We start from the raw sequence: 26,267 nt of genomic DNA, 5'->3' as shown, positions 1-26,267 counted from the left end.
TCTATTTAACCTATAATAAGAGTTAGATATTTTTGCCAAAGAGAAGGTGACATCCGTGAATATTGAAAACCAGATTCAACAGAGTCAAGTTATGCATTTATCTCAGCTTCTTACAGATGCTCTTGAGCGAGCCTTTACTTCCATGACCTCACCCCAGCAGCAAGCCTTATTAGCCAAGCTTAAGAATTTAGCGGATCAAGGGGACTACTCAGCTTATGTAGCAACTATTCAGCCGCTTGCTGAAGAAGATTTAGCGCTAGTAGCCCGTTACTTCTCGGCCTTGCCTTTCCTGATTAACATCGCAGAAGATGTGGAGTTAGCGAGTCAAATCAAAATGAAACGTTGTCGTTACATTGATTTTCAAGGGGAGTTGCCGGCTACATTGGCTGCCATCAAGCAAGCAGGCAAGGGCCAAGTGCTTGAGCGTCCCATGACCATTGAGCCAGTCTTAACGGCTCACCCAACTCAAGTCCAGCGTAAGTCCATGCTGGATCTCATGGATAAACTTTACGGTCTTTTAAGGGACTATCGTAACACGAGACCTGAATTTTTAGACCGACAAGCTTGGCAACACGAGCTTGAAGCCGTCATTGAAATTATCTTAGGCACAGATTTGATTCGCGAGCAGAAGCTACAAGTCGCAAATGAAATCGCCAATGTCATGACCTATTATCAGAAATCTCTGATTGAAAGTATCACAGATATTACCCTTAATTATCGCCAAGCCCTGTCTGCTTTAGAGATAGAGCCTCAGCAAGCTCTGCCAATTACCATGGGCATGTGGATTGGTGGGGATCGGGATGGCAACCCTTATGTGACTGCGGAAACCTTACGCCTGACCGCCCACATTCAATCACAAGTTATCTTAGACCATTACTTAAACAGCCTGGACCAGCTTTATCGCCGCTATTCTTTCTCTAGTGATTTAGTGTCTGTGACCCCAGAATTGGCTGCTTTAGCAGAAGTTTCTGAAGATTACTCTATTTTCCGCCAGAAGGAACCTTATCGTAAGGCTTTAAACACCATTAAGAATCGCCTTTGTGCTAGCAAATCCTTAATTATAGTGGAGGATTCTCAGCCTCAAGCCCAAGCCTATCCAGATGCCGAGACCTTCAAGGCTGACTTAAACCTTGTCTTAGAGGCGCTTAGAGCCGATGGCAAGGAATCACACACATTAGCTCCGCTAGAATCCTTAATTGTCTGTGTAGAAATATTTGGTTTCCATTTAGCCAGTATCGACCTAAGACAAGACTCCAGTATCAATGAGGTATGTGTGGCTGAATTATTGGCACAATCCAAGGTTGAGGAGAATTATAGTCAGCTAGATGAAGCAAGCAAAATCAACTGCCTCTTACACCAGTTAACCCAAGAACCTCGTCGCTTATCGAGCGCCTTAAATCAACCATCAGATATTCTGAAAGGTGAGATGGCTATTTATCAGGCCGTCGCTGACCTACAAAATCGTTTGGGCCACCGCATCATCAAACGCCACATTATTTCTCATACGACTTCCGTTTCTGACTTGTTAGAGTTGGCTTTGCTCTTCAAGGAAGTAGGCTTAATCGGTCCTGACTGGGCACATGTCCAACTAGTGCCACTCTTCGAGACCATTGAAGACTTAGAAGAAGCCCTAGAGGTCATGACCACTTACTTGCGCCTGCCTCTTGTTCAGAAATGGCTAGAAAGCCAAGATTGGTGTCAGGAAATTATGCTAGGTTATTCGGATTCCAACAAGGATGGGGGTTACCTTGCTTCTGGCTGGGCTCTCTATCTAGCTCAGAATAAATTAACCCGTTTAGGTAGGGAAGAGGGCATTACCATTAGTTTCTTCCACGGTCGTGGGGGGACCGTCGGACGTGGCGGTGGGCCAAGTTATGAGGCCATTATGTCGCAACCTATTGGGACGATTAACCGTCTTATGCGGGTGACAGAGCAGGGCGAAGTCATTGGGACCAAGTATGGTAATCCTGACACAGCTTATTATCAATTGGAAAACATGTTAGTGGCCTCCTTGTCTCACGTCTTGTTAGCCCATGAAGTTCAAGACAGCAAACCTTATGAAGCGGTTATGAATCGCTTGGTTGATTGGAGCTATCAAGCCTATCGCCAATTAGTCTTTGCAACTCCTGGCTTCTCCGATTTCTTCTTCCAAGCAACGCCAATTAAGGAGGTTAGTCAGCTTAATATTGGCTCTCGACCTGCTTCACGTAAGAAGGTGACCGATATTGATGGTCTGCGGGCTATACCTTGGGTCTTCTCTTGGTCACAGAGTCGCATGATGTTCCCAGGTTGGTATGGTGTAGGAACTGCCTTCCAACGTTTTATTGAAGAAGACCCTAGTCATTTAGCTTTATTGCAAGAAATGTATGCAGAGTGGCCATTCTTCCGGGCCTTACTGTCTAATGTAGACATGGTCTTAGCTAAGTCTGATATGGAAGTGGCTCGTTACTATAGCCAACTAGTTGAGGATGATAATGGTCAAGCCATCTTCCAAATCTTAGAAGCAGAGTGGCAACGCACCAAGGATCTCCTCTTACAAATAGAAGGGGAAGCGCAGCTGTTGGCACAAAATAATTACCTGCGTGATTCCTTAGCTATGCGTCTACCTTACTTCAATGCCCTTAATTACTTACAAGTGGAACTGATTAGACGGTCTCGCCAAGAACCGCTCAGTCCTTTGGCTAGCAAGATTTTGCACATTACCATTAATGGGATTGCGACTGGCTTGCGTAACTCTGGTTGATGGCACTTCTCAAGCCCTTATCTAAGCCCTTTGTTAGTCTTTTGGCCCTAAATCTGATATAATAAATCGTTATGAAATTTAAAGGAGCGTCGCACACTATGTATCACGGAATCTTGGTAATCAATAAACCAGTCGGTATGACCAGTCACGATGTTGTCTTTAAATTACGCAAAATTCTCAGAACCAAACGCATTGGTCACACCGGTACTTTGGATCCTAACGTGGCGGGCGTCTTAGTTTGTTGTATTGGCCAAGCAACCAAGTTAGTTGAAGACCTAATGGATGGTCAAAAGGGCTACCGGGGCGAAATCACCTTGGGTTTTTCTACCGAGACAGAGGATGCCGACGGAGCGCCTGTCGAACGTAAGCGACTTGAAGAGCCAGTGTCGGATGCCACAATTGATGCCGCCATGGCGACTTTTCTAGGAGAGATTGTTCAGATTCCGCCTTATTACTCAGCTGTTAAAGTAGGGGGCAAGCGCCTCTATGAATATGCGCGTGCAGGTCAGCAAGTGGAACGTCCACGACGAATAGCTCGGATTGACCGCTTTGAACGACTAGGGACCAGTGAATTCGATCCGCAAGAAGGCCTACAACGCTGGTCTTTTGATGTCCAATGCGGCAAGGGAACCTATGTTAGAACCCTAGCAGTCGATCTAGGCGCTAAGCTAGGCTATCCAAGCCACATGTCTCATCTGGTCCGCTACATGACGGGGGGCTATAGCTTGTCTCAGGCCCATAGCCTAGAAGAAGTGGCCCAAGCGGCAGATCAAGGGCGAGTTAGCCATATACTAGTTCCACTGGATCAAGCAATCAACTTTTGCCCACATTACCACTTGCAAGATTCAGAGTGGCCCATAGTCAAGAATGGGCAGGTTGTGCCAAGCACTGCTTTCAACCAAGCTCTCAAAGAGGCTACCGCTTGCTACTACCAAGGCAAAGTTCGTGCCATTTACGGGCCACATCCAAGCAAACCTGGTATGGTCAAGCCCTTGAAGATGTTTACCTATGAAGAGGAGTCACGATAGACAACATGGAAATTATTCGTATACACCACCCAAATCTTCCGCAACTTAAGGGGCCCATTGTCTTGGTTTTAGGATTCTTCGATGGCGTGCATCGGGGACATCAGGCTGTCATTCAAGCCGGACGTCGAGAGGCCGACCGCTTAGGTTTGCCTTTGGCGATCATGACCTTCAACCAACATCCAAAAATCGTATACAGTCGATTGACAGCTGCTGAAATGGATTACCTGTCAGACTTAGACCGTAAAATGGAATTGCTTGAAGCTAATCAGGTGGACATGGTCTTCTTAGTAGACTTTACCTATCCCTTTGGCTCCCAGTCTCCTCAAGCTTTTGTTGAAAAATACATTGTCGGCCTTAAGGCTCAGGTGGTGGTAGCAGGTTTTGACTATACTTATGGTCCTAAAGAAGAAGCCAACATGTCCACCTTACCGCAACACGCAGCTGGTCGCTTCCAAATTATTGAAGTGCCTGAACTGGTGCTTAATCAGGAAAAAATCGGCTCGACACCCATTCGGGAACTCTTACGTGAAGGAAAAATCGATGAGGCCAACTTGGCTCTAGGCTATGTCTATGAGACCAGCGGTGTGGTCGTTCATGGTGAGAAGCGAGGACGAACCATTGGCTTTCCAACGGCTAATGTTCGTCCCCAAGCTGGCCAAGTCCAACCAGGACCGGGTATCTATGTGGTCGAGATTCAAGTCAATGGCATTTGGCATCAAGGCATGGCTTCGATTGGCTATAATGTGACCTTTGAGACAGAGACAGGTCTGACCTGCGAGGTGCATATTTTTAACTTCAACCAGCTCATTTATGGTGAGACCGTTAAAGTTCGTTGGCATCACTATCTGCGTGGCGAAGTCAAATTCGAATCGGTTCAGGGCCTAATTCAACAACTGCAGACTGACCAAGCAGCCTCACAAGCTTACTTCCAGCAAATGAACAAGGAGGGCTAGCATGCAAGCCAAGGCCGCCTATATCCATATTCCTTTCTGCAAGAAAATCTGCCATTATTGTGCCTTTAATAAGTTTTTCTATGATGGCCAACCAGTCGGGGATTATCTGGCCGCCTTGGACCAGGAAATGGCTGCCTACGAGTTAGATCAGACGCAGCCCCTAGACACCCTCTATATTGGGGGTGGGACCCCAAGTTGCTTGTCTCTGTCAGAGTTGGATTACTTGTTAGCCTCTATTCACCGGCGCTTGCCCCTGACGGACAAGACCGAATTTTCTTTTGAGATTAACCCAGGTGAACTTAGCCTAGAAAAATGCCGTCTGCTCAAAGACCAGGGGGTTAACCGTATCAGTATGGGGGTCCAGACCTTCAATGACCGACTACTCCGTAAAATTGGACGTAATCATCGGGAAAAACAAATCTACCAGTCCATCGACTGGTTTCGCCAGGTAGGCTTTGAAAATCTCAGCATTGATTTGATTTTTCGTTTGCCAGAACAAACTTTAGCAGACTTCGATGAGAGTTTGACCAAGGCCTTATCTTTGGATTTGCCTCATTATTCCCTCTATTCTCTGATTATTGAGAATCAGACAGTCTTCCAGCAACTCATGCGCCAGGGCAAGTTGCCCCTGCCTAGCGAGGATGTAGATGCCGATATGTTTCAATTGGCTATTGACCGGCTCAAAGACGCCGGCATCCACCAGTATGAAGTCTCCAACTTCGCCAAACCAGGCTATGAATCGCAACACAATCTAGGTTATTGGCGTTATACGCCTTACTATGGCTTTGGTGCGGGTGCTCATGGTTTCTTAGATGGGGCGCGTTATTACAATCACGGGCCCGTTCACCATTACCTTAAACAATTAAGAGCGGGAAATAAGCCTATTATTGATGCTAGTCCCTTGGACTTAGTTGATCAGATGGAAGAATTTCTCTTCTTGGCCTTGCGTACCACGCAAGGGGTCTGCCTGACTGACTTCCAAAGACGTTTTGGTTATCGGGCAGAAGCCTTGTTTGCTGATTTCTTCAGACAGCAAGCTGAGCGTGGACTTTTAATAGAAAAAAGTGACCGCATTTATTTAACTACAAGGGGCCTTTTCTTAGCCGATCTAGTCTTTCGGGATTTGATCGGTTGGCTCAAGGAAAGGCCGCAAATAATGAATAAGGAGGATTAATTGATGAATCGTAAATTTTTGAAGAATTTCTTTTTAGTAGTTTTAGGGAGTTTAATCTTTGCCTATGCCATTAATTTGCTACTGGTGCCTAACCATATGGGGGAGGGTGGCGTGACCGGGGTCACATTACTACTCAAGTATACGCTAGGTTGGGATAACGCCATCACTTACTGGATCATCAACGTGGCCCTCTTAATTATCGGTTGGCGTTATCTAGAGCGGGAAACCCTCTATCTGACCATTGTATCGGTTATGTGTATCTCCGTCTTCCAAAAGATTCTGCCTTCCACAGGCTTTATTCCCGAAAATTCCATGATTATTCCGCTTATGGCGGGTGCCATGATTGGGGTAGGGCTTGGTTTGGTTTTCCTAGGCGGCGGGACTACCGCTGGGGCTGATATTATCGTGATGATTCTTAATAAGTACTTTGGAATTAACACCTCTGCTGGTTTCCTCATGATTGATACAGTCGTTGTACTTTCAACTTCCTTTGTTATCGGCTTAGAGAAGACGGTGCTAACCTTAGCCATGTTGGTTGTCTTTACCCGCATCATGAACTTTATCTTAGAAGGTTTCAACCCTAAGAAGTCCGTTACTATTATCTCTAAGGATTCGGATAAAGTGGCTCAGGCTATTTCCCAACGCATTCAACGCGGGATTACCATCCTCAAAGGGCAAGGTTACTACACCCGCAATGACAAAGATGTCCTCTTCATTGTGGTTAGCCGTAACCAGCTCCTACCTCTGCAACGGACAGTGCTTGAGATTGATCCAACTGCCTTTATGATTATCTCCAATGTCCAACAAGTACATGGGGAAGGTTTCTCCTTCTATCTAGATGCTGAGACTGGTCAACAGATTCCTCATCGCTAAAAAGCTTATAAACTCGCGCTTTTGACCAGTGCGAGTTTTTATTCTAGGTAAAATTAGCACTCTAATAAAAAGAGTGCTAAAATTTATGCTCAAAAGGGTTGACAAGGGGTAAAATAGGGTGTATACTAGCATTAGCACTTGAGGTAAAAGAGTGCTAAAAAGAGGTGAGAACAATGTTAACAGCTAGGCAGCAACAAATTTTACAGTTGATTGTGCAGCTGTATGGCCAGTATGAAGAACCGATTGGGTCTAAGACCCTGCTTCAGAAGAGTCTATTGGATGTCTCACCGGCAACCGTACGAAACGATATGTTGGCACTTGAGCGCATTGGCTATCTCAAGAAGGCTCATTCTTCTAGTGGACGGATTCCATCCTTTGATGGTTACCGCTACTATGTAGATCGACTGATCGAAGATCAAGCAGATATTCAAATGGCTAAGCAAGATAGTGAGGTAATTCAATCTATCTTCCGAGATCGCCATTTTGACGCTATGCAGCATGCCCAATTGGCAGCTGATATCTTGGTCTCCTTGACTGGCTATACGGCCGTCGTTTTGGGAGAATCCAAGGAACAATATCATTTAAGTGAGTTCCGCTTGATACAACTCAGCGAGAGTCGGATTGTCGCCATTGTCTTGACTGACAAGGGAAGCGTTGAAAGTGATCTAGTAGATTTACCACGATCCTTAAGTCGAGAGGACTTGGGTCGTTTGACTCAAGCCATCAACCAAGAAATTGTTGGCTTACCCTTACTAGAAGCACAGCAACGACTTAAATTGACCTTGCCACTCTTGATGCAGCGCTTAGTTGGCTTCCAAGTCGACTTTTCGTCAGTTATCACCAAATTAATGCGCCATTTGAAGGGGCGTAGTTACTATGTCAGTGGTAAGAATAACTTATTCGATTCAGTAGAAGTGTCAGATTACAAGCGACTCTTCAATCTAATCGATGGGTCAGCAGAAATGTTCCAGCTACTTGAAGCCAAGCAAGGCTTAGCAGTTGAACTGGGATTGGGAGGCCTAGCAGACGTCAGTCTCGTGACCTCATCCTATCAGTATCAAGCACAACAGGTCATCATCGGCCTAGTTGGTCCCGCTACGATGCCTTATCAGCGTGTGCTGGGCTTGATGCATCACATCACGCATGAACTGGCCCATTATTAAGTAGCCACATCCAGAATTACCAAACCCTTAAAGGAGGCGATTACGTGTCAAACACAGAAAAAGAAGTGCTCAAGCAAGACACACCTGTTCAAGATGAAATGCTTGATAAGACTCAAGACAGTGCTGATCAAGAAGAGGTTGAAGTTGATCAATCAAGCGACAGCCTAGATCAAGCCATTGAAGAAGCGGAAGACCAAGTCGGTCAGTTAGAGGCTGAAAAAGAAGCTTTATCCGACCAACTGTTACGTCTACAAGCAGAAATACAGAACATGCGTCGCATTAATCAACGCGAACGCCAAGACGCAGCTAAATATCGCTCGCAAAGCTTGGCCAGCCATCTCTTAGATGTAGCTGATAACTTGGAACGCGCCTTGGCAACCCCAGCTGAGTCCGAAGATGCCAAAGCCATCCATAAGGGTATCGAGATGGTTTACAAGCAGTTCCAACAAGCCTTTGAAAAAGAAGGCATTAGCGTCATTGACCCATTGAACCAAGCCTTTGACCCTAATTTCCATCAGGCCGTTAGTATGATGCCTGCAGGCGAGGGTCAGGAAGCTGATACAGTCATCAATGTCTTACAAAAAGGCTACTTGTTACAAGACCGGGTTTTAAGACCTGCCATGGTCATTGTCGCTCAGTAACATTTTAATGAATATTCCAGACTAAAAAATCAAACTAAAAGAAAAGAGGAAACTATTATGGCAAAAATTATTGGTATTGACTTAGGGACTACAAACTCTGCCGTATCTGTCTTAGAAGGCGGCGAAGCAAAAATTATCCCAAACCCAGAAGGTAACCGTACAACTCCATCTGTTGTGGCTTTCAAAAATGGTGAAATCCAAGTAGGGGAAGTAGCTAAGCGTCAAGCCGTTACCAACCCATCAACCGTAAGCTCTATCAAACGTCACATGGGTGACGGCAGCTACAAGGTCCACATGGACGGAAAAGACTACACACCACAAGAAATCTCTGCGATGATTCTCCAATACTTGAAGTCTTATGCAGAAGACTACTTAGGTGAGAAAGTCGACAAAGCGGTTATCACGGTACCTGCTTACTTCAACGATGCACAACGTCAAGCAACCAAAGATGCTGGTAAAATCGCTGGTTTAGAAGTTGAACGTATTGTCAACGAACCAACAGCCGCTGCTTTGGCCTATGGTTTAGACAAGACTGACAAAGAAGAAAAAGTCCTCGTCTTCGACTTAGGGGGCGGTACCTTCGACGTGTCCATTCTTGAATTAGGTGATGGCGTCTTCGATGTATTGTCAACTTCAGGGGACAACCACTTAGGTGGGGACGACTTCGACCAAAAGATTATGGACTACTTAGTAGCTGAATTCAAGAAAGAACATGGTGTAGACCTTTCTAAAGATAAGATGGCTCTCCAACGTCTTAAAGACGCTGCGGAAAAAGCTAAGAAGGACTTATCTGGTGTGTCTACTACCCAAATCAGCTTACCATTTATCACGGCGTCAGCTGAAGGCCCACTTCACTTGGAATTGACCTTGACTCGTGCTAAGTTCGAAGAATTAACACACGATTTAGTAGAACGTACTAAACAACCTGTTCGTCAAGCCCTCAAAGATGCTGGCTTATCTCAATCCGATATCGACGAAGTAATCTTGGTTGGTGGTTCTACTCGTATTCCAGCCGTTGTAGAAGCGGTTCGTAAGGAAACTGGCAAAGAACCTAACAAATCTGTTAACCCTGACGAAGTGGTGGCCATGGGTGCTGCTATTCAAGGTGGGGTTATCTCCGGTGATGTTAAAGACATCGTCCTCTTAGACGTAACACCATTGTCATTAGGGATTGAAACCATGGGTGGCGTCTTCACTAAGTTGATTGACCGCAACACGACCATCCCAACTAGCAAGTCACAAGTCTTCTCAACAGCAGCTGACAACCAACCTGCGGTAGACGTACACGTCCTCCAAGGGGAACGTCAAATGGCGGCTGACAACAAGACCCTCGGTCGCTTCCAATTGACCGATATTCCACCTGCACCACGTGGTATCCCACAAATCGAAGTTACTTTTGACATCGACAAGAACGGGATTGTTAACGTAAGTGCTAAGGACTTAGGGACTGGTAAAGAACAAACCATCACCATCAAGTCTAGCTCAGGTCTAACTGACGAAGAAATCGACCGCATGGTCAAAGATGCCGAAGCTAACGCTGAAGCCGACAAGAAACGTCGTGAAGAAGCTGACCTCCGCAACGAAGTTGATCAATTAGTCTTCCAAACTGACAAAGTCTTAGCTGACCTTAAAGACAAGGTTTCAGAAGAAGAAGTCAAGAAGGCTGAAGCAGCTCGTGACGAACTAAAGGCAGCCATCGAGGCCAATGATCTAGATCAAATGAAGGCTAAACGTGACGCCCTCAATGAAATCGTCCAAAACTTAACGGTTAAACTCTATGAGCAAGCCGCAGCCCAAGCACAAGCAGCTCAAGGCGATGGGCAAGCTCAAGCTGATACAAATGCCGCTGGCGATGACGTTGTAGACGCTGAGTTCGAAGAAATCGACTAATTTGAGAGGTAAGGATCAACGCCAGAGCTTGTCTTTGGCGTTTCCTTTCTAATCTAACTGTGTCATAAGCCCTAGGGCTTGAATAAAGGAGTGGGAAAATGGCAGATAAACGTGATTACTACGACGTCCTAGGGGTCTCTCGAGATGCTAGTGACGCCGAAATCAAGAAAGCCTATCGTAAACTATCCAAACAATATCATCCAGACATTAACAAAGAAGCAGACGCAGCCGATAAATTCAAAGAAATTACCGAAGCTTACGAGGTCCTAAGTGACACTGATAAGCGCTCTATGTACGACCAATATGGTCACGCAGCCACCGACGGCTCCTATGGTGCCGGTGGTTTCGGTGGTGGCGGTTTTGGCGGCTTCAGCGGTGGAGGATTCAGCGGCTTTGAAGATATCTTCGAGTCCTTCTTCGGTGGCGGTATGGGTGGTGCTGGTTCTGCAAGAGCCAACGCAGCCCGTCGGGGTGATGATCTCCAATACCGGGTTAAACTCAAATTTGAGGAAGCCATTTTTGGTAAGGAAGTCACCATCACCTATAATCGTAAGCAAGAATGTCATACCTGTCATGGTTCAGGTGCCAAGGAAGGAACCGAGCCAGTGACCTGTCACAAGTGTCATGGTTCTGGGGTTATCAACGTTCAACGCAACACTCCATTTGGTGCCATGATGTCTCAGGCAACCTGTGATGTCTGTCGCGGGACAGGTAAAGAAATCAAGGAAAAATGTACAACTTGCCACGGTGCTGGCACGGAAACCCAACAGCATTCGGTTAAAGTCACAGTCCCTGCAGGGGTAGAAGACAACCAACAAATGCGAGTATCTGGTCAAGGTGAAGCCGGAACCAATGGCGGCCCATACGGCGACCTCTATGTGGTCTTCCAGGTCGAAGAGAGTGACATCTTTGAACGTGAAGGTACTGAAATCTTCTACGAACTGCCTATCAGCTTTAGCCAGGCAGCCCTAGGGGATGAAGTGAAAGTACCAACTGTTCATGGTAACGTCAAACTTAAAATCCCAGCTGGTACCCAGACTGGTACCACCTTCCGTTTACGCGAGAAGGGAGCACCAAGTCTACGCGGTGGCCGCAATGGGGACCAACACGTAACCGCCAAAGTGGTAACGCCAAAACGCTTAAGTGATCGCCAAAAGGATCTCTTCAAGCAACTGGCTGAATCTAGTGGTGAATCTGTCAAGGGCCATGAAGGTGGCTTCTTCGATAAGATGAAGGATATGTTTGAAGGCAAATAAGTCTAAAGGCTGGAATCTTCCAGCCTTTTTTGTTCTTATTTTTAGTTAGCATTCCCTGGCTTAACCCTAGTCTTAGAGCCAAAAATTTGGTACAATAGACCAGTGTATTAGTGCCAGATGGCACTCCCATCTAGATAAATTTGTACGAAAGAGGAAGCCTATGAATCCACAAGAATTACAAGCACTCCGAGCCCGCCAGGAGAAAATTCGCAACTTCTCCATTATCGCTCATATTGACCATGGTAAATCAACCTTGGCTGACCGTATTCTACAACTGACGGAGACGGTTTCAGACCGGGAAATGCAGGACCAACTCTTAGACTCCATGGACTTGGAGCGGGAGCGAGGCATTACCATTAAACTCAACGCTGTTGAACTGACCTATAAGGCTCAGGATGGGGAAGAGTATATCTTCCACCTAATTGATACCCCGGGGCACGTGGACTTTACCTATGAGGTGTCACGTTCACTGGCAGCCTGTGAAGGGGCTATTTTGGTCGTCGATGCCGCCCAGGGGATTGAAGCTCAGACTCTGGCCAACGTTTATTTGGCTTTAGATAACGACTTAGAAATTCTGCCGGTCATTAACAAGATTGACTTGCCAGCTGCTGATCCTGAGCGTGTTCAAGTTGAAATTGAAGATGTCATTGGGATTGACGCTAGTGAGGCGGTTTTCGCGTCAGCTAAATCCGGGATTGGCATTGACCAAATCCTGGAGCAAATTGTCCACAAGGTTCCAGCCCCTCCAGGCGACCTAGAAGCACCGCTTCAGGCCTTGATCTTTGACTCTGTCTACGATTCCTATCGTGGTGTTGTCTTGAATATTCGGGTTGTCAACGGGATTGTAAAGCCTGGGGACAAGATTCGTTTGATGTCCAACGGCAAAGAATTCGATGTAGTAGAAGTAGGGGTCTTCAGTCCTAAACCGGTCCAACGCGACTATCTCATGGTGGGGGATGTGGGCTATATCACAGCTTCCATTAAGACCATCCAAGATACGCGAGTAGGGGATACCATTACCTTGGCCAACAATCCGGCCCAAGAACCCCTAGACGGCTACCGTAAGCTCAATCCTATGGTCTACTGCGGTCTCTATCCAGTCGAGTCTAACGACTATAACGATTTGCGGGATGCTTTAGAAAAACTCCAACTTAACGACGCGGCCTTACAATTTGAGCCTGAAACTTCTCAAGCCCTAGGTTTTGGCTTCCGTACCGGTTTCTTAGGCTTGCTTCACATGGACGTTATCCAGGAACGTCTGGAACGTGAGTTCGACATTAACCTGATTACTACAGCACCTTCGGTTATTTACAAGGTTAAAAAGACCAATGGTGAGGAAATCATCGTGGATAACCCGTCTGCTATGCCAGACCAAACCGTCATCGACGAAATCTACGAGCCCTACGTTAAGGCTTCTATCATGGTGCCTAATGAATACGTTGGGGCGGTCATGGATATCGGCCAACGTAAGCGGGGCAACTTCATTACCATGGATTATCTGGATGATTACCGGGTCAATGTGGTCTATGAGTTACCCTTGTCAGAAATCATCTATGACTTCTTTGATAAGCTCAAATCGAATACCAAGGGCTATGCATCCCTTGACTACGAATTAATTGGCTACAAGCCATCTAATCTGGTTAAGATGGATATCCTGCTAAATGGTGACCTGATTGACGCCTTCTCCATGATTGTCCACAAGGACTTTGCTTACGGTCGTGGCCGTGAGTTAGTAGAAAAACTTCGTGGCATCATTCCGCGTCAACTCTTCGAAGTACCTGTTCAGGCTGCTATCGGTAATAAGATTCTAGCGCGTACCACCATTAAAGCCTTGCGTAAAGACGTAACGGCTAAACTCTACGGTGGGGACGTCAGCCGTCGTAAGAAGCTCCTCGAGAAACAAAAAGAGGGGAAAAAACGGATGAAACAAATTGGGACCGTGGAAGTCCCTCAAGAAGCCTTCATGGCTGTCCTACAAATGGACGAAGATTAATATCTATCAAGCTCCCAGCCAGTATGGTGGGAGTTTTTTTCTATAAACAGAAGGTCAAAATAATTAAGTAATCGCTTGCAATCACCTAAGAAAAGGTTTACAATATAAGTGTAGTATATTTCACAAATTTCACAATAAGGAGGATCTACTATGAAAGCATACACCTATGTTGAACCTGGCCTAGCAAAATTCGTTGACAAGCCAAAGCCTGTCATCTTGAAGCCAACGGATGCAATTGTTCGTATGCTTAAAACGACCATCTGTGGGACAGACCTACACATCATCAAGGGTGACGTGCCAGCTGTCCAAAATGGGACGATTTTAGGACACGAGGGGATTGCGGTTGTCGAAGAAGTTGGATCCAGCGTGACTAACTTCAAGCCTGGCGATAAAGTCATTGTTTCTTGCGTCTGCTCCTGCGGTAAGTGTTATTACTGTAAGAAGGGGATTTATGCCCACTGTGAAGACGAGGGTGGTTGGATTTTCGGCCACTTAATCGACGGCACACAGGCTGAATATCTCCGCGTTCCACACGCAGATAATACCCTCTATAACCCACCAGCAGGCCTTAGCGATGAAGCCCTAGTGATGATTTCAGATATTCTACCAACGGGTTATGAAATTGGGGTCCTCAAAGGTCGGGTAGAGCCAGGTTGTAATGTGGCCATTATTGGTTCTGGACCAGTTGGTTTGGGCTCACTCTTAACCGCTCAATTCTATTCTCCTGCTAAAATTATCATGGTGGATATTGATGATCACCGCCTAGATACAGCTCTCAAGTTCGGCGCTACCCATAAGGTTAATAATTCCGATACTGACAGAGCCATCAAGGAAATCTTTGACTTAACGGGTGGTCGTGGGGTTGACGTGGCCATTGAAGCGGTCGGGATTCCAGCATCCTTTGACTTCTGCCAAAAAATTATTGCGGTTGATGGCCGTATTGCTAACGCAGGTGTCCATGGGGTTCCTGTACAATTTGACTTAGACCGTCTCTGGATTCGCAATATTACCGTGACAACCGGCTTGGTGTCAACTAATACCACACCACAATTGCTGCAAGCCTTAGAAGCGCAAAAGATTCACCCTGAAGAACTCGTTACCCACTACTTCAAATTGTCACAAATCGAAGAGGCTTATGAAGTCTTCCGGGATGCCTCTAAGAATAATGCCATTAAGGTCCTGATTGAAAATGACCTTAGCCCACAAAGCTAGGCTAAGAAGGAACGCTTTTACTATAAGTGACTGGGCCTCGGCTCGGTCACTTTTTATGTCACAACAGAAGATAGGAGGTAAGCCTATGCAAGAAGCCATTCAGGCTCTACAAACCATTATTAATAATAGCCAGCATCTTGTCTTTTTCGGTGGGGCAGGTGTGTCAACAGAATCAGGTATTCCTGATTTTCGCAGTGCCCAAGGCGTTTATAGTCAAGATCTAGGTAGAAACTTTTCAGCCGAACAACTGATTAGTCATAGCATGTATGGTAAATATCCCCAGCTTTTCTATGATTTTTACCGTCAGCATTTGATTTATCCTCATGCCAAGCCAAATGCTGCCCATATCTTTCTAGCACAGTTAGAGGCCAGTGGCCACTTAGACGCTGTCATTACCCAAAATATTGACACCCTACATGAAGCTGCAGGTAGTCAAGGCGTCCTCAAGCTTCACGGAACGATTGATCGTAATATTTGTCAGGAATGTGGCAGAGTCTATGACCTTAAGAGCTTTCTTGACGCTTATGATAGTCAGGGCATTCCGCGCTGTCCCCATTGTGGTGGCCTGCTTAAACCAGATGTTACCCTCTATGAAGAGTCGCTTAATATGGAGGTTTTTGACCAGGCTATCTCAGCCATTCAGCAAGCCGATACCTTGATTGTAGGAGGTACTTCTTTAGTCGTCTATCCGGCTGCAGGTCTACTGCAATATTTTAAGGGCAAACATTTGGTGGTCATCAATAAGCAGGCCATCCCTCAGGATGACTGGGCAGATTTAGTTATTCATGCTCCTATTGGGCAGGTTTTCAGCCAATTAGTGCTTCCGGGTCAATAGGGCCTATTCAAAGCAGACAGAATAGACTATAATAGGTAGGAACTGTCAATTTGGAGGAAAGACATGAGTATCTTAAGCGTATCAAATCTTACCCATGGATTCGGCGATCGGGCCATCTTCGAAGATGTCTCCTTCCGCCTACTCAAAGGGGAACATATCGGCCTGATTGGGGCCAATGGTGAAGGAAAATCAACCTTCATGAACATTGTAACAGGTAAGCAAGTGCCAGATGAAGGCAAGGTAGAATGGGCCAAGTATGTTACAACTGGCTACCTAGACCAACACAGCGTCCTTAAGCCTGGTCAAACTATTCGCGATGTCTTGCGCATGGCCTTTGATGATTTATTTGCCATTGAAGCGCGTATTAGCGAGGCCTATGAAGAGATGGCGACCGCTGATGACCAAACCATGGCAGACCTATTAGAGGAAGTAGGGGAGCTACAAGAACGCTTGGAAGTCCACGACTTCTACACCTTGGATGCTAAAATAGAAGAAGTAGCTCGTGCCCTAGGGATTACCGCCTTCGGTTTAGAGACAGATGTCACCTCACTGAGTGGGGGACAGCGGACCAAGGTCTTATTAGCCAAGTTACTCTTAGAAAAGCCCGATATTCTACTCTTAGACGAACCGACCAACTACCTGGATGCGGAACACATCGAGTGGCTTAAACGTTACTTGCAAAACTACGAAAATGCCTTTATCTTAATTTCCCATGATATTCCATTCCTTAATAGTGTCATTAACATTATTTATCATGTGGAAAACCTCAAGCTCAGCCGTTATGTTGGCGACTATGAGAACTTCCAAGCGGTTCACGCCATGAAGCGTGCCCAGCTAGAGGCGGCCTATGAACGCCAACAGAAGGAAATAGCGGACCTCAAGGACTTCGTTAACCGCAACAAGGCCCGAGTCGCAACGCGCAATATGGCCATGTCCCGTCAGAAGAAATTAGATAAGATGGAAGTCATCGAGCTACAAGGCGAGAAACCTAAGCCAAAATTTGACTTCCAGTCTGCCCGGACCCCTGGGCGCTTCATCTTCGAAGCAAGTCAGTTAGAGATTGGTTATGACCAGCCTCTAACCAAGCCGCTGGACCTAGTCTTTGAACGTAACCAGAAGGTTGCGATTATCGGGGCCAACGGGATTGGGAAGACAACCTTACTCAAGAGTCTCATGGGGCTTATTCCGGCCTTAGGAGGCCAAGTAGAGCAGGGAGATTACCTGGAAATTGGTTACTTCGAGCAAGAAGTTGCTTCAGGTAACCGTCAGACGCCTTTAGAAGCTGTCTGGAATGCTTTCCCAGCTATGAACCAGGCTGAGGTTCGCGCTGCCTTAGCACGTTGTGGCCTGACTTCTAAGCACATCGAAAGCCAAATTCAAGTCCTAAGCGGGGGAGAGCAGGCCAAGGTCCGCCTTTGCTTACTTATGAATGCTCCCCATAATGTCTTGATCTTGGACGAGCCGACCAACCACTTGGACGTCGATGCCAAGGAAGAATTGGCTCGAGCCCTCAAAGAATACAAGGGCAGTATCCTCATGGTTTGCCACGAACCTGAATTTTATCAAGGTTGGGTCGACCAAATTTGGGACTTCAATCAATTTTAACAAGCCAAAGCCAAAGTTTGTTCACTTTGGCTTTTTTTCATGGATTAATGCCGATATATCAAGATTATTTTATAAACTCATTTTCACAAAGTGTTTGTGAATCTAAAAAACGAATAGAGAATATATAATATTTTATATGGCTAACCCGAGTATTTTATTTAAAATGATAAGGTTTTCTATTCACATAAGCATTTAGTTAAAATACTGATAAGTCAATATTTGAAAACGTTTTGAAAACAACCTTCACATTGTGCCATGTTTTCATACATGCTCATTTACAAAAAAAGACCGTCAATATAAAATTTTTATCGTTTGAACATGAACAAGTGCTTTACTTTTTGAAAACAAAAGCGTATGATGAAGATGTAAATAAAAAGAACTTAGGAGGAACATCCATGGTTGAAAAAGAAGATAAGAAGTTAGAGGCTCAAGCTCATGTTGACGAGCTTGTCCAAAAAGGCTTAGTAGCTCTTGACGAATTCCGTCTCTTGGACCAAGACCAAGTAGACTATATTGTGGCTAAAGCCTCAGTTGCAGCCTTAGACCAACACGGGGTCTTGGCTAAACACGCGCTAGACGAAACGGGTCGTGGCGTATTCGAAGATAAGGCCACTAAGAACCTTTTCGCCTGCGAGCACGTGGTTAACAACATGCGTCACACCAAAACAGTTGGCATCATCTCAGAAGACGATGTGACTGGTTTGACCTTGATTGCTGAACCAGTCGGGGTTATAGCTGGGATTACCCCAACTACCAACCCAACATCTACCGCGATTTTCAAATCTTTGATTTCATTGAAGACGCGTAACCCAATCGTCTTTGCCTTCCACCCATCTGCCCAAGAATCTTCTGCTCACGCAGCAAAAGTTGTTTACGATGCAGCAGTAGCTGCAGGGGCACCTAAGAACTGTATCCAATGGATTACTTTACCATCTATGGAAGCAACTTCTGCACTTATGAATCACCCAGGGATTGCGACGATCTTAGCAACTGGTGGTAACGCCATGGTTCGTGCCGCTTACTCATGCGGTAAGCCTGCCTTAGGGGTAGGGGCTGGTAACGTGCCTGCATATGTAGAAAAAACAGCTAACATTCAACAAGCCGCTCACGACATTATCATGTCTAAGTCTTTCGACAACGGAATGGTCTGTGCTTCTGAACAAGCTGCCATCGTGGATAAAGAAGTTTACGATGAATTCAAGAAAGAACTTGAGTCTTACCATGTTTACTTCGTTAACAAGAAAGAAAAAGCCTTGTTAGAAAACTACTGCTTCGGCGTAAAAGCTAACAGCAAGAACTGTGCAGAAGGCAAATTGAACGCTGATATCGTAGGTAAACCAGCTGCTTGGATTGCAGAACAAGCTGGCTTCAGTGTACCAGAAGGCACCAACATTCTCGCTGCTGAGGTAAGTGAAGTAGGGCCAAAAGAACCATTAACTCGTGAAAAACTCTCACCAATTATTGCGGTATTGAAATCAGAAAATACGGAAGATGGGATTGCTAAGTCTCGTCAAATGGTTGAATTCCATGGTTTGGGTCACTCTGCTGCTATCCATACACGTAACGAGCAACTGGCAAAAGACTTCGGTCGTGAAGTGAAGGCAATTCGTGTTATCTGGAACGCACCATCTACTTTCGGGGGGATTGGTGACGTATATAACGCCTTCTTGCCATCCTTAACCTTGGGTTGTGGGACTTATGGTCGCAACTCTGTCGGCAACAACGTCAGCGCCGTTAACTTGTTAAACATCAAAAAAGTGGGGAGACGTAGAAATAATATGCAATGGTTTAAAGTACCTTCAAAAATCTACTTCGAACGTGACTCCATCCAATATCTGCAAAAGATGAAGGATGTAGAGAAAGTTATGATTGTTACGGATGATGCTATGTTCAAATTAGGTTTTGTTCACCGTGTCATCGAACAACTCTCCCTCCGTCCTAAAAAAGTTACCTACACCATCTTCTCAGATGTTGAACCAGATCCAGATATTACAACGGTTGAACGTGGGGCAGCCCTCATGCGTGAATTCCAACCAGATACCATCATCGCTTTAGGTGGGGGGTCTGTAATGGACGCGGCTAAAGTAATGTGGATGTTCTACGAACAACCTCAAGTTGACTTCCGTGATTTAGTACAGAAATTCATGGATATCCGTAAACGTGCCTTCCGCTTCCCAGAATTAGGTAAAAAGGCTAAATACGTCGGGATTCCAACCACTTCTGGTACCGGGTCTGAAGTAACACCATTTGCCGTTATCTCTGATAAGAAGAATAACCGTAAATATCCATTGGCTGACTACTCCTTGACACCAACCATCGCCATCGTGGACCCAGCCTTTGTCTTGACCGTTCCTGCATCAGTTACAGCTGATACTGGTATGGACGTCTTGACCCACGCAGTGGAAGCTTATACTTCTACCTTGGCTAACGACTATACAGATGGTTTGGCTCTACAAGCAATCAAGTTAGTCTTCGAAAACTTAGAAAGCTCTGTTAAGAATGCTGACTTTGAGTCACGTGAGAAGATGCATAACGCGTCAACTATGGCAGGTATGGCCTTTGCCAACGCCTTCTTAGGGATGTCTCACTCTATGGCTCATAAGATTGGTGGTTTCTTCCACACAGTTCACGGCCGTACTAACGCCATTCTCTTGCCATACGTTATCCGTTACAACGGGACTCGTCCAGCTAAGGCTGCCACTTGGCCAAAATACAACTACTACAAAGCCGATGTTAAATTCCAAGACATTGCTAAGATGTTAGGCTTGCCAGCTTCAACACCTGAAGAGGCTGTCGACGCTTTAGCTAAAGCAGTCTATGACTTAGGTGTTCGTGTCGGAATTGACATGAGTATCAAGGGACAAGGCGTGGATGAGAAAGAATACATGGACACAGTTGAAGAGATTGCTTACTTAGCATACGAAGACCAATGTTCACCAGCTAACCCTCGCTTACCTATGGTAGCTGACATGGTAGAAATCCTCCAAGACGCTTACTATGGTTACAAGGAACGTCCAGGACGTATCAAATAATAGCAAGTAGCTAACTATTCTAGCACCAGGTGCCTAGCACTTGGTGCTTTTTTGAGGACGTCTATTTTGGGCTTATGTTATAATAGAAGTATCAAGAATCGAGAGAGAGGGGTATAAGGATGACAGAAACAATTTATTTAGCAGGAGGCTGCTTTTGGGGTATGGAAGGCTATTACAAGCGTTTGACAGGTGTGGTGGATACGGAAGTTGGCTATGCTAACGGCAAAAGCCCACAGGCCACCTATCAAGGTCTTAAAAGCTCAGATCATGCAGAAACCCTAGCCATTCATTATGATCCTAACCAGGTCGATTTGGCGACTTTAATTAGCCACTTCTTCCGTGTTATTGATCCTTTTAGCCTCAATAAGCAGGGCGGGGACGTTGGCCGTCAATACCGCACAGGAATCTACACCACTAGTGCCAGTCAAGAAGCGGCTGTTAAGGCCCTAGTGGCTACTTTTGAGCAAAGAGCAGGTCGGCCAACGGCTGTTGAAGTCATGCCTTTGGCTCATTTTGTGCCAGCTGAAGACTATCACCAAGATTACCTAGATAAACATCCTAGTGGCTACTGCCATATCAAATTGGCCTGGGCCGATCAAGCCTTATCACCAGCTGAAAATTTAGCAGTCAAGAAGGGTGATAAGATGACCAGAACTATTGAAATTCGACCAGCCCAACTTGAGGACGCGGCGGCCCTGCAAAAGCTCGCCAGCCAAGAATTAGGCTATGATTATCCCCTAGAAGCCTGCCAAGAACGACTGCAAGCTCTCTTGGCGGACGACCAGCAGATTCTTCTGGTGGCTTGCATTCAAGAAGCTCCTAAACAGGTCTTGGGCATTGTCCACGCTAGCTACTATTATTCCTTTTATGGCGAACCCGCCTATAATGTCATGGCACTGGCGGTCGATCAGGCCTATCATCACCAAGGAATAGGGCGGCTTTTGATGCAAGCCTTAGAGGCCCAAGCTATTTCAAAGGACATCCACCACATTCGCCTCAATTCTGGTAGCCATCGCACTGGGGCACACGCCTTTTATCAGTCTATTGGCTATGATTGTTACAAAACTCAAAAAGCCTTCAGTAAAAACCTATAACTATTAAAAATCCCATTATATCATATATGATATAATGGGATTTTGCTTTAGATATGAGATTGGAATTGCTTAATACGTGCCAGTAACTGACTGTTGCCATTAAATTTAGCAAAGGCCAGAGCGTCTGCGCAATATTCTTTAATCTGTTCCACCTCTAAACCCTGAGCTTCTGCATTCTGGGCAAGGCGGAAGTAGAGACGATCAACATAATGGGATACCGCAGCTTGGCTAGAAAGGCTAATACCATGTAGCAAGAGGCGGTTAGACTGGTCATATTCTTGGGCTGTCGCATAGAAATTAGCTGAATGCAAAACAATATTGAGAATGCGCCATAGTTCCTGGCTATTAGCTGGCTCATAATCTAGCAGCCCATCTTGGGCTTTTTGGAAGTAGTGGTGGGCCCGTTCGGATTCTCCCGCATTAGCATAAGCCAAGCCTAAACCGGCCGCAGCTAGGGAACTATAGAGAGGCTCGAAATCGGTATGTAAATCGGTCATTAGTTGATTTAAGTAGAAAAAACTATCATTTATAGAAGCCTTGGCCAAGGCAGCCAAGAAACCCTTGAGATAAAGATACCGCTTTTTAAGCGATAGGGTGGTGACTTGCTTGGCATCCACAGCTGCTAGTTCCTGGCTAGCTAACTTATAATCCGCTCGAACAAAGGCACTTTCCGCCGCTTCAATATGCTGGTAAAGTTCGGTTGATTGAACATCTTGACGTGGGAAGAGCTCGCCTAAACTCATGTCTAATCGTTGACACAAATCCAGTAAAATCTTAACAGAAGGGACTTGTCCTTGATTTTCAAAACGACTCAGGGTGGCTTGGGTACAAATGCCTTGGCACAATTCAGACTGTGAAATCCCTAATGACTTGCGCCGTTGAATAAATAACTGAATATCCATAGAGGAAACCTCCTAAATATTGCGCTTATAAGTGACTCTATTATAGCATGATAGTGGCCACTTGTCATCGTTTTCACGAAGCAGGCAGAGTGATTATTAAAGGTAATTTAGGTGTAATCTGACCTGCATCACTCGATAAAGTCAAGGCTGGATAAGCCGGATCAAAACCAATCTTATGTTGATGATCAAACATCATGTCATAGAGAGGGTTGAGATAGATAGGCTCAAAATTAGTCTCAAACTTGCTTGAATAGAGGTCAAAAGGCACTTTGGGGTCATCATCGGCCACTATAAGCAGACGATACTTGCCCATAACATTGCAGTGACAGCCAACTGGATCATCATTATAAGGGCTATTACCATCCACATAATCCATGAGCACGCGGTAAGATTTGCTATCATGCTCGGACAGAGCTTCTTGGATAAAATCGATCGCTTGTTTAGTAAATTCAAAATTCATATATGAAATCCTTTCTTGCTATAGGGAGAGAGGTCAGTAGAGACCTAGATAATTTCTGACACCCATGAGTTAACATAATATACATTATAGGATAATTACTTGAGGAATCTAGTTAGACTCCTTCTTAGCCAATAAAGCCAGATATTCTTCTAAGGTCAAGCTATTATCATGGATAAAGCCCGCATGGACCTTACCTACATAACGAAAATGCCAGGGTTCAAAGTTATAACCTGTAATGTACTCTTTATTTTGCTGATAACGTAGGATAAATCCGAATCGATGGGCGTTGTTGGCCAACCATTTGGCCGAATCTGTCTCTGAATAACTAGCCTCTAGCTCACCACCATTATCTAGCCATTCAGTGCCTAAAAGATCAATAGCCAAGCCTGTCGTATGCTCTGAGGCATCTGCTGGCGCGAAATATTGATTGGTAACGGACTCTGCATCGGCTTGACTTAAGCCTTCAGCCAGATAGTTTTGAATGCTAAGGTTACGGTTATTTTCTTGCTCTTCAACAGACCGATAACCTGATACAACCCGATAATAGAAACCATCTTTGGCAGCAGCTTCCATTAAGTCTTCTAAGGGCTTAAGTAAGTCTTGATGATAGATATTTCCGTTGCTATCCCAAGCTAGTTCTGGTTCTTTTTTATCAGCATTAGGATTATTCTTATTAACTAGTTTAAGCAGTGGATCATCACTATGTGCGGTCACTGGTAGCTTTTCAATTAAAGCATCGACTTTCAAATCTTTGTTGCTTGTTTTTATTTCTTCTAAACTAGGCAATTTGTAGCTTATTTTGGCCTGCGCAGCTAATGAAGCTTGCAAGAACATGCTGCAGGCAAGTAAGAGATAAATCAACTTTTTCTTTTGCATAGGGACTTCCTTTCTTAGTTAAGTAAGCCATTTCATAGAGATAAAACCAGAGTCAGCACCCACAAGCCCCCTATCAAGCTCAAATGTAGGCGCCAGGCTAAGGTCAAATAGCCAATAAATTCGCGCAAAAAGGCATTAATTGAGAAATAGAGCTTGGTTTTGGCGCCATAACCTTGACACTTAAGTCCTAGGCGCCGTGCCAGAATAAGGGCACGCAATAAATGATAATAGTTAGTGACAATGACAAAGTCCTCTCTCCCCTTTTCCATTAGCTTATAGGAGAATTGAAGATTTTCACGGGTATTACTGATTGTCGACCAGAATGGCGGATTGAGGCACGCCTTGTCGCAGGGCATAAGCTTTCATCGCCTCCCCTTCTGCGATGACTTCATCTGGACCTTGGCCACCCGACATAATCAAGGTCACTTCTTGAGGGCGACGGCGCCAGAGTTTGATGGCCTTATCAATTCGACTGGCAAGCAAGGGTGTCACTTCTGTCCCATTCAAGCCAGCTCCTAGCACTACGATATAAGAATAGCGAGGCCGCACAAAATGGATAAAGTTGAGAATGTTGGTCACGAAAAAGATGCCGACCAAGACGGCAAAATAGAAAATAGTGCTTCCCATGAGCCCATAGATGACGTTAAAGATTGGCCAGTTGAGTGACAAACGACTTGCTAGAACAGGCCAGATGACCATGTAGCCAATCATGCCAAATGCTAGCATGAGCGCTAGTGAATTCACCATATTGAAGCCTTCCCGTCGAATCAAGGTAAGGCCTGAATACAAGAGAGCTATTAGGCTGATTAAAGGCGCTAACATCAAAGTCAAAATGAAGAGGACACCCAGGACGACCAAAATGACAGCAAAAAATTGCCATTCCAGTACGAAAGTCAGGTAGATACCAATCATGCCGGCTAATGACCCCGACACTAGGAACCAAAATCCCAACCATAAGGTTCGCTTATCATGCCAATAGACCCAAAAGAATGGCAAGCTGACCAAGACAAGTAGTAGTAAAAAAAGAAATGTCATAATCTAATCCTTTCAGAACTGTGGCACAATAAGTTGCCGTACACGCTCAAAGTAAGTTTGATTGTCTGAGATTCCGTATTGGATTTCCTTGAGTGTTTCCAATTTGTCAGTAATAATGCCATCCACAGGCTGATAGAGAAAGCTTTGGATTTCATCTTCATCATTTATGGTCCAGACGTAAAGTTCTTTGCCCTCTTGATGAGCTTGACTGGCAAGCTCACTAGTGTAGGAAAAGGCCTCTAGGGCATAGAAATCAACTTCATTTTTGGCAAAGGCGCCAAATTGTAATGGAATGACATAACCTGTTCTAATATCAGAATTGAGAGATTCAATGGCGTCAATCGCTTCATGATTGAGAGACATGACTGGATAGCGGCTAGTAATGCCTAATTCTTGGAGTTTAGCAACGATCAGTTGAGCATAATTATTTGGCTCCTTGCCATGTGGCTTGAGCTCGATTAGAAGATCAATATCTAGCTCCTGAGATCGCTTAACAAATTCCTCAAAGGATGGCAGCTGACTTTGATAGTCTCCCTGACTGAGCGTCAGCCCCACTAACTCATCATAAGTCATATCCGAAACTTCTCTATTGATGCCCGCCAAACGCTGTAAGTTACTGTCATGCATGACGACTAGACCTTGATCTTTAGTCATTTGAACATCTAATTCTACCATGGTGGCGCCATTTTCAGCGGCTGCTTCAAGGGATTGGATGGTATTTTCTACGCCCTTTTCTACATAGCCGCGGTGGCCAATAATGGCTTGCTGAGACTGATAGGTTTGACTGGCCAGCAGAAAAGCATTCTCCCCTATTTTGTAGAAAATCAAGCTGAATACGAGTAAAAAGATACGGCGACGGTGGCGACGATGAGTCGGCTCAATTAAGAGCAGCGAATTGGTCACTTCAGGCGCCACTACCTGATCCACTAAAATGATTAAGGTCCCGACTTTGGATAGGATAATCACCGTGAAGGCAATAAACTTGAGAATTGACAAGAGCAGCGCTTCGACTATAAAGCTATTACCGGAGGGATCTAAGAACATAGCCCCTTCAATGAAAAAGCTAATCAGCCCCATACTAATTAAGCCCAGGATAAAACCGAAAATAGCAAAGATTAAGAGCAATTTCCACTTCTTATACCGGGTCATTTGCCAACTTTCCCTGAGCGAAAGGAGAAAACTCTGGTCTTTAATCATCATAAGTGGCATGGCATAAATCAAGCGCAAGTTGAGATAGAAGAGAGTGATAGCTAGGAGCGTCACAAGAACGGTCCCCTGCCAAGTTTTAAGAAACTCACCTGTAATGAAATCTGGCACCCTGATGCCATTGGTCAGCGAAGACTGCATGACCAGACCCGATATGGGAATGGTAAGCAGAACATAGCTAAGAAAATAGAGAAAACTAAGGCCAAATAAATGCCTTAAGCGACCCAGGGCTTGGCGAATCACAGCTCCATAGGATATTTCCTTTTTGAGCTGGCGCGCATAAATGACATAAATCA

The 26,267-nt window shown here is 45.2% G+C and carries 21 protein-coding genes; 15 read left to right on the top strand and 6 right to left on the bottom strand.

Annotation, left to right across the window (positions count from 1 at the left end):
* Nucleotides 1-55 precede the first annotated feature (55 nt).
* The 15 genes from ppc (at nucleotide 56) to msrA (ending at nucleotide 21,492) form a co-directional block, all read left to right on the top strand.
* On the top strand, nucleotides 56-2,743 hold the full coding sequence (gene ppc, locus Q0339_RS08070) for a phosphoenolpyruvate carboxylase (RefSeq protein WP_298078318.1): 2,688 nt from the start codon (nucleotides 56-58) through the stop codon (nucleotides 2,741-2,743).
* A gap of 98 nt (nucleotides 2,744-2,841) precedes the next feature.
* Entirely contained in the window at nucleotides 2,842-3,771 is a 930-nt protein-coding gene (gene truB / locus Q0339_RS08065) for a tRNA pseudouridine(55) synthase TruB (RefSeq protein WP_298078317.1), read from the top strand.
* Between the two features lie 5 nt (nucleotides 3,772-3,776).
* Complete coding sequence (gene ribF / locus Q0339_RS08060) at nucleotides 3,777-4,724, top strand: riboflavin biosynthesis protein RibF (RefSeq protein ID WP_298078316.1); 948 nt, start codon at nucleotides 3,777-3,779, stop codon at nucleotides 4,722-4,724.
* 1 nt (nucleotide 4,725) lies between these two features.
* A complete protein-coding gene (hemW, locus tag Q0339_RS08055; protein ID WP_298078315.1) occupies nucleotides 4,726-5,898 on the top strand; it encodes a radical SAM family heme chaperone HemW in 1,173 nt (390 codons plus the stop codon).
* Nucleotides 5,899-5,901: 3 nt separating this feature from the next.
* Nucleotides 5,902-6,771 (top strand): YitT family protein, encoded by an 870-nt coding sequence (locus Q0339_RS08050; RefSeq protein WP_298078314.1) that lies wholly within the window; start codon nucleotides 5,902-5,904, stop codon nucleotides 6,769-6,771.
* Between the two features lie 173 nt (nucleotides 6,772-6,944).
* The gene (gene hrcA / locus Q0339_RS08045; protein ID WP_298078313.1) at nucleotides 6,945-7,934 is read left to right on the top strand and encodes a heat-inducible transcriptional repressor HrcA; all 990 of its coding nucleotides are present in this window, start codon (nucleotides 6,945-6,947) and stop codon (nucleotides 7,932-7,934) included.
* Nucleotides 7,935-7,978: 44 nt separating this feature from the next.
* Nucleotides 7,979-8,575, top strand: a complete 597-nt coding sequence (gene grpE, locus Q0339_RS08040; protein WP_298078311.1) for a nucleotide exchange factor GrpE — start codon at nucleotides 7,979-7,981, stop codon at nucleotides 8,573-8,575.
* A gap of 57 nt (nucleotides 8,576-8,632) precedes the next feature.
* On the top strand, nucleotides 8,633-10,465 hold the full coding sequence (dnaK, locus tag Q0339_RS08035) for a molecular chaperone DnaK (protein ID WP_291454649.1): 1,833 nt from the start codon (nucleotides 8,633-8,635) through the stop codon (nucleotides 10,463-10,465).
* Nucleotides 10,466-10,563: 98 nt separating this feature from the next.
* On the top strand, nucleotides 10,564-11,721 hold the full coding sequence (dnaJ, locus tag Q0339_RS08030; protein WP_298078309.1) for a molecular chaperone DnaJ: 1,158 nt from the start codon (nucleotides 10,564-10,566) through the stop codon (nucleotides 11,719-11,721).
* Nucleotides 11,722-11,881: 160 nt separating this feature from the next.
* Nucleotides 11,882-13,714, top strand: a complete 1,833-nt coding sequence (gene lepA / locus Q0339_RS08025) for a translation elongation factor 4 (RefSeq protein ID WP_298078308.1) — start codon at nucleotides 11,882-11,884, stop codon at nucleotides 13,712-13,714.
* 150 nt (nucleotides 13,715-13,864) lie between these two features.
* Nucleotides 13,865-14,926 (top strand): zinc-dependent alcohol dehydrogenase family protein, encoded by a 1,062-nt coding sequence (locus tag Q0339_RS08020; protein ID WP_298078306.1) that lies wholly within the window; start codon nucleotides 13,865-13,867, stop codon nucleotides 14,924-14,926.
* Nucleotides 14,927-15,011: 85 nt separating this feature from the next.
* A complete protein-coding gene (locus Q0339_RS08015; RefSeq protein ID WP_298078305.1) occupies nucleotides 15,012-15,761 on the top strand; it encodes an NAD-dependent protein deacylase in 750 nt (249 codons plus the stop codon).
* 63 nt (nucleotides 15,762-15,824) lie between these two features.
* The gene (locus tag Q0339_RS08010) at nucleotides 15,825-17,366 is read left to right on the top strand and encodes an ABC-F family ATP-binding cassette domain-containing protein (RefSeq protein ID WP_298078303.1); all 1,542 of its coding nucleotides are present in this window, start codon (nucleotides 15,825-15,827) and stop codon (nucleotides 17,364-17,366) included.
* 395 nt (nucleotides 17,367-17,761) lie between these two features.
* Nucleotides 17,762-20,398, top strand: a complete 2,637-nt coding sequence (adhE, locus tag Q0339_RS08005) for a bifunctional acetaldehyde-CoA/alcohol dehydrogenase (protein ID WP_298078302.1) — start codon at nucleotides 17,762-17,764, stop codon at nucleotides 20,396-20,398.
* Nucleotides 20,399-20,517: 119 nt separating this feature from the next.
* The gene (gene msrA / locus Q0339_RS08000) at nucleotides 20,518-21,492 is read left to right on the top strand and encodes a peptide-methionine (S)-S-oxide reductase MsrA (RefSeq protein WP_298078300.1); all 975 of its coding nucleotides are present in this window, start codon (nucleotides 20,518-20,520) and stop codon (nucleotides 21,490-21,492) included.
* 47 nt (nucleotides 21,493-21,539) lie between these two features.
* On the opposite strand, the gene Q0339_RS07995 is transcribed toward msrA, so the two are convergent.
* The 6 genes from Q0339_RS07995 to Q0339_RS07975 all read right to left on the bottom strand — a co-directional run.
* Entirely contained in the window at nucleotides 21,540-22,394 is an 855-nt protein-coding gene (locus Q0339_RS07995) for a helix-turn-helix transcriptional regulator (protein WP_298078299.1), read from the bottom strand.
* A gap of 73 nt (nucleotides 22,395-22,467) precedes the next feature.
* A complete protein-coding gene (locus tag Q0339_RS07990) occupies nucleotides 22,468-22,854 on the bottom strand; it encodes an iron-sulfur cluster biosynthesis family protein (protein ID WP_298078297.1) in 387 nt (128 codons plus the stop codon).
* A 108-nt stretch (nucleotides 22,855-22,962) separates the two neighbouring features.
* The gene (locus Q0339_RS07985) at nucleotides 22,963-23,730 is read right to left on the bottom strand and encodes a M15 family metallopeptidase (RefSeq protein ID WP_298078296.1); all 768 of its coding nucleotides are present in this window, start codon (nucleotides 23,728-23,730) and stop codon (nucleotides 22,963-22,965) included.
* A gap of 32 nt (nucleotides 23,731-23,762) precedes the next feature.
* On the bottom strand, nucleotides 23,763-23,999 hold the full coding sequence (locus tag Q0339_RS09110; RefSeq protein ID WP_366517275.1) for an ElyC/SanA/YdcF family protein: 237 nt from the start codon (nucleotides 23,997-23,999) through the stop codon (nucleotides 23,763-23,765).
* A gap of 34 nt (nucleotides 24,000-24,033) precedes the next feature.
* Nucleotides 24,034-24,765: a YdcF family protein gene (locus Q0339_RS09105; protein WP_366517274.1), complete on the bottom strand. Its 732-nt coding sequence runs from the start codon at nucleotides 24,763-24,765 to the stop codon at nucleotides 24,034-24,036.
* Nucleotides 24,766-24,777: 12 nt separating this feature from the next.
* Nucleotides 24,778-26,267 (bottom strand): glycerophosphodiester phosphodiesterase (locus tag Q0339_RS07975; RefSeq protein ID WP_298078295.1); only part of this gene is annotated, 1,490 nt, incomplete at its 5' end.

This window comes from uncultured Abiotrophia sp., assembly GCF_938010525.1.
In the GTDB taxonomy this organism is placed as follows: Bacteria; Bacillota; Bacilli; order Lactobacillales; family Aerococcaceae; genus Abiotrophia.
Note: the sequence above shows the minus strand (reverse complement) of the source record. Positions and strands in the feature narration are given on the sequence as shown.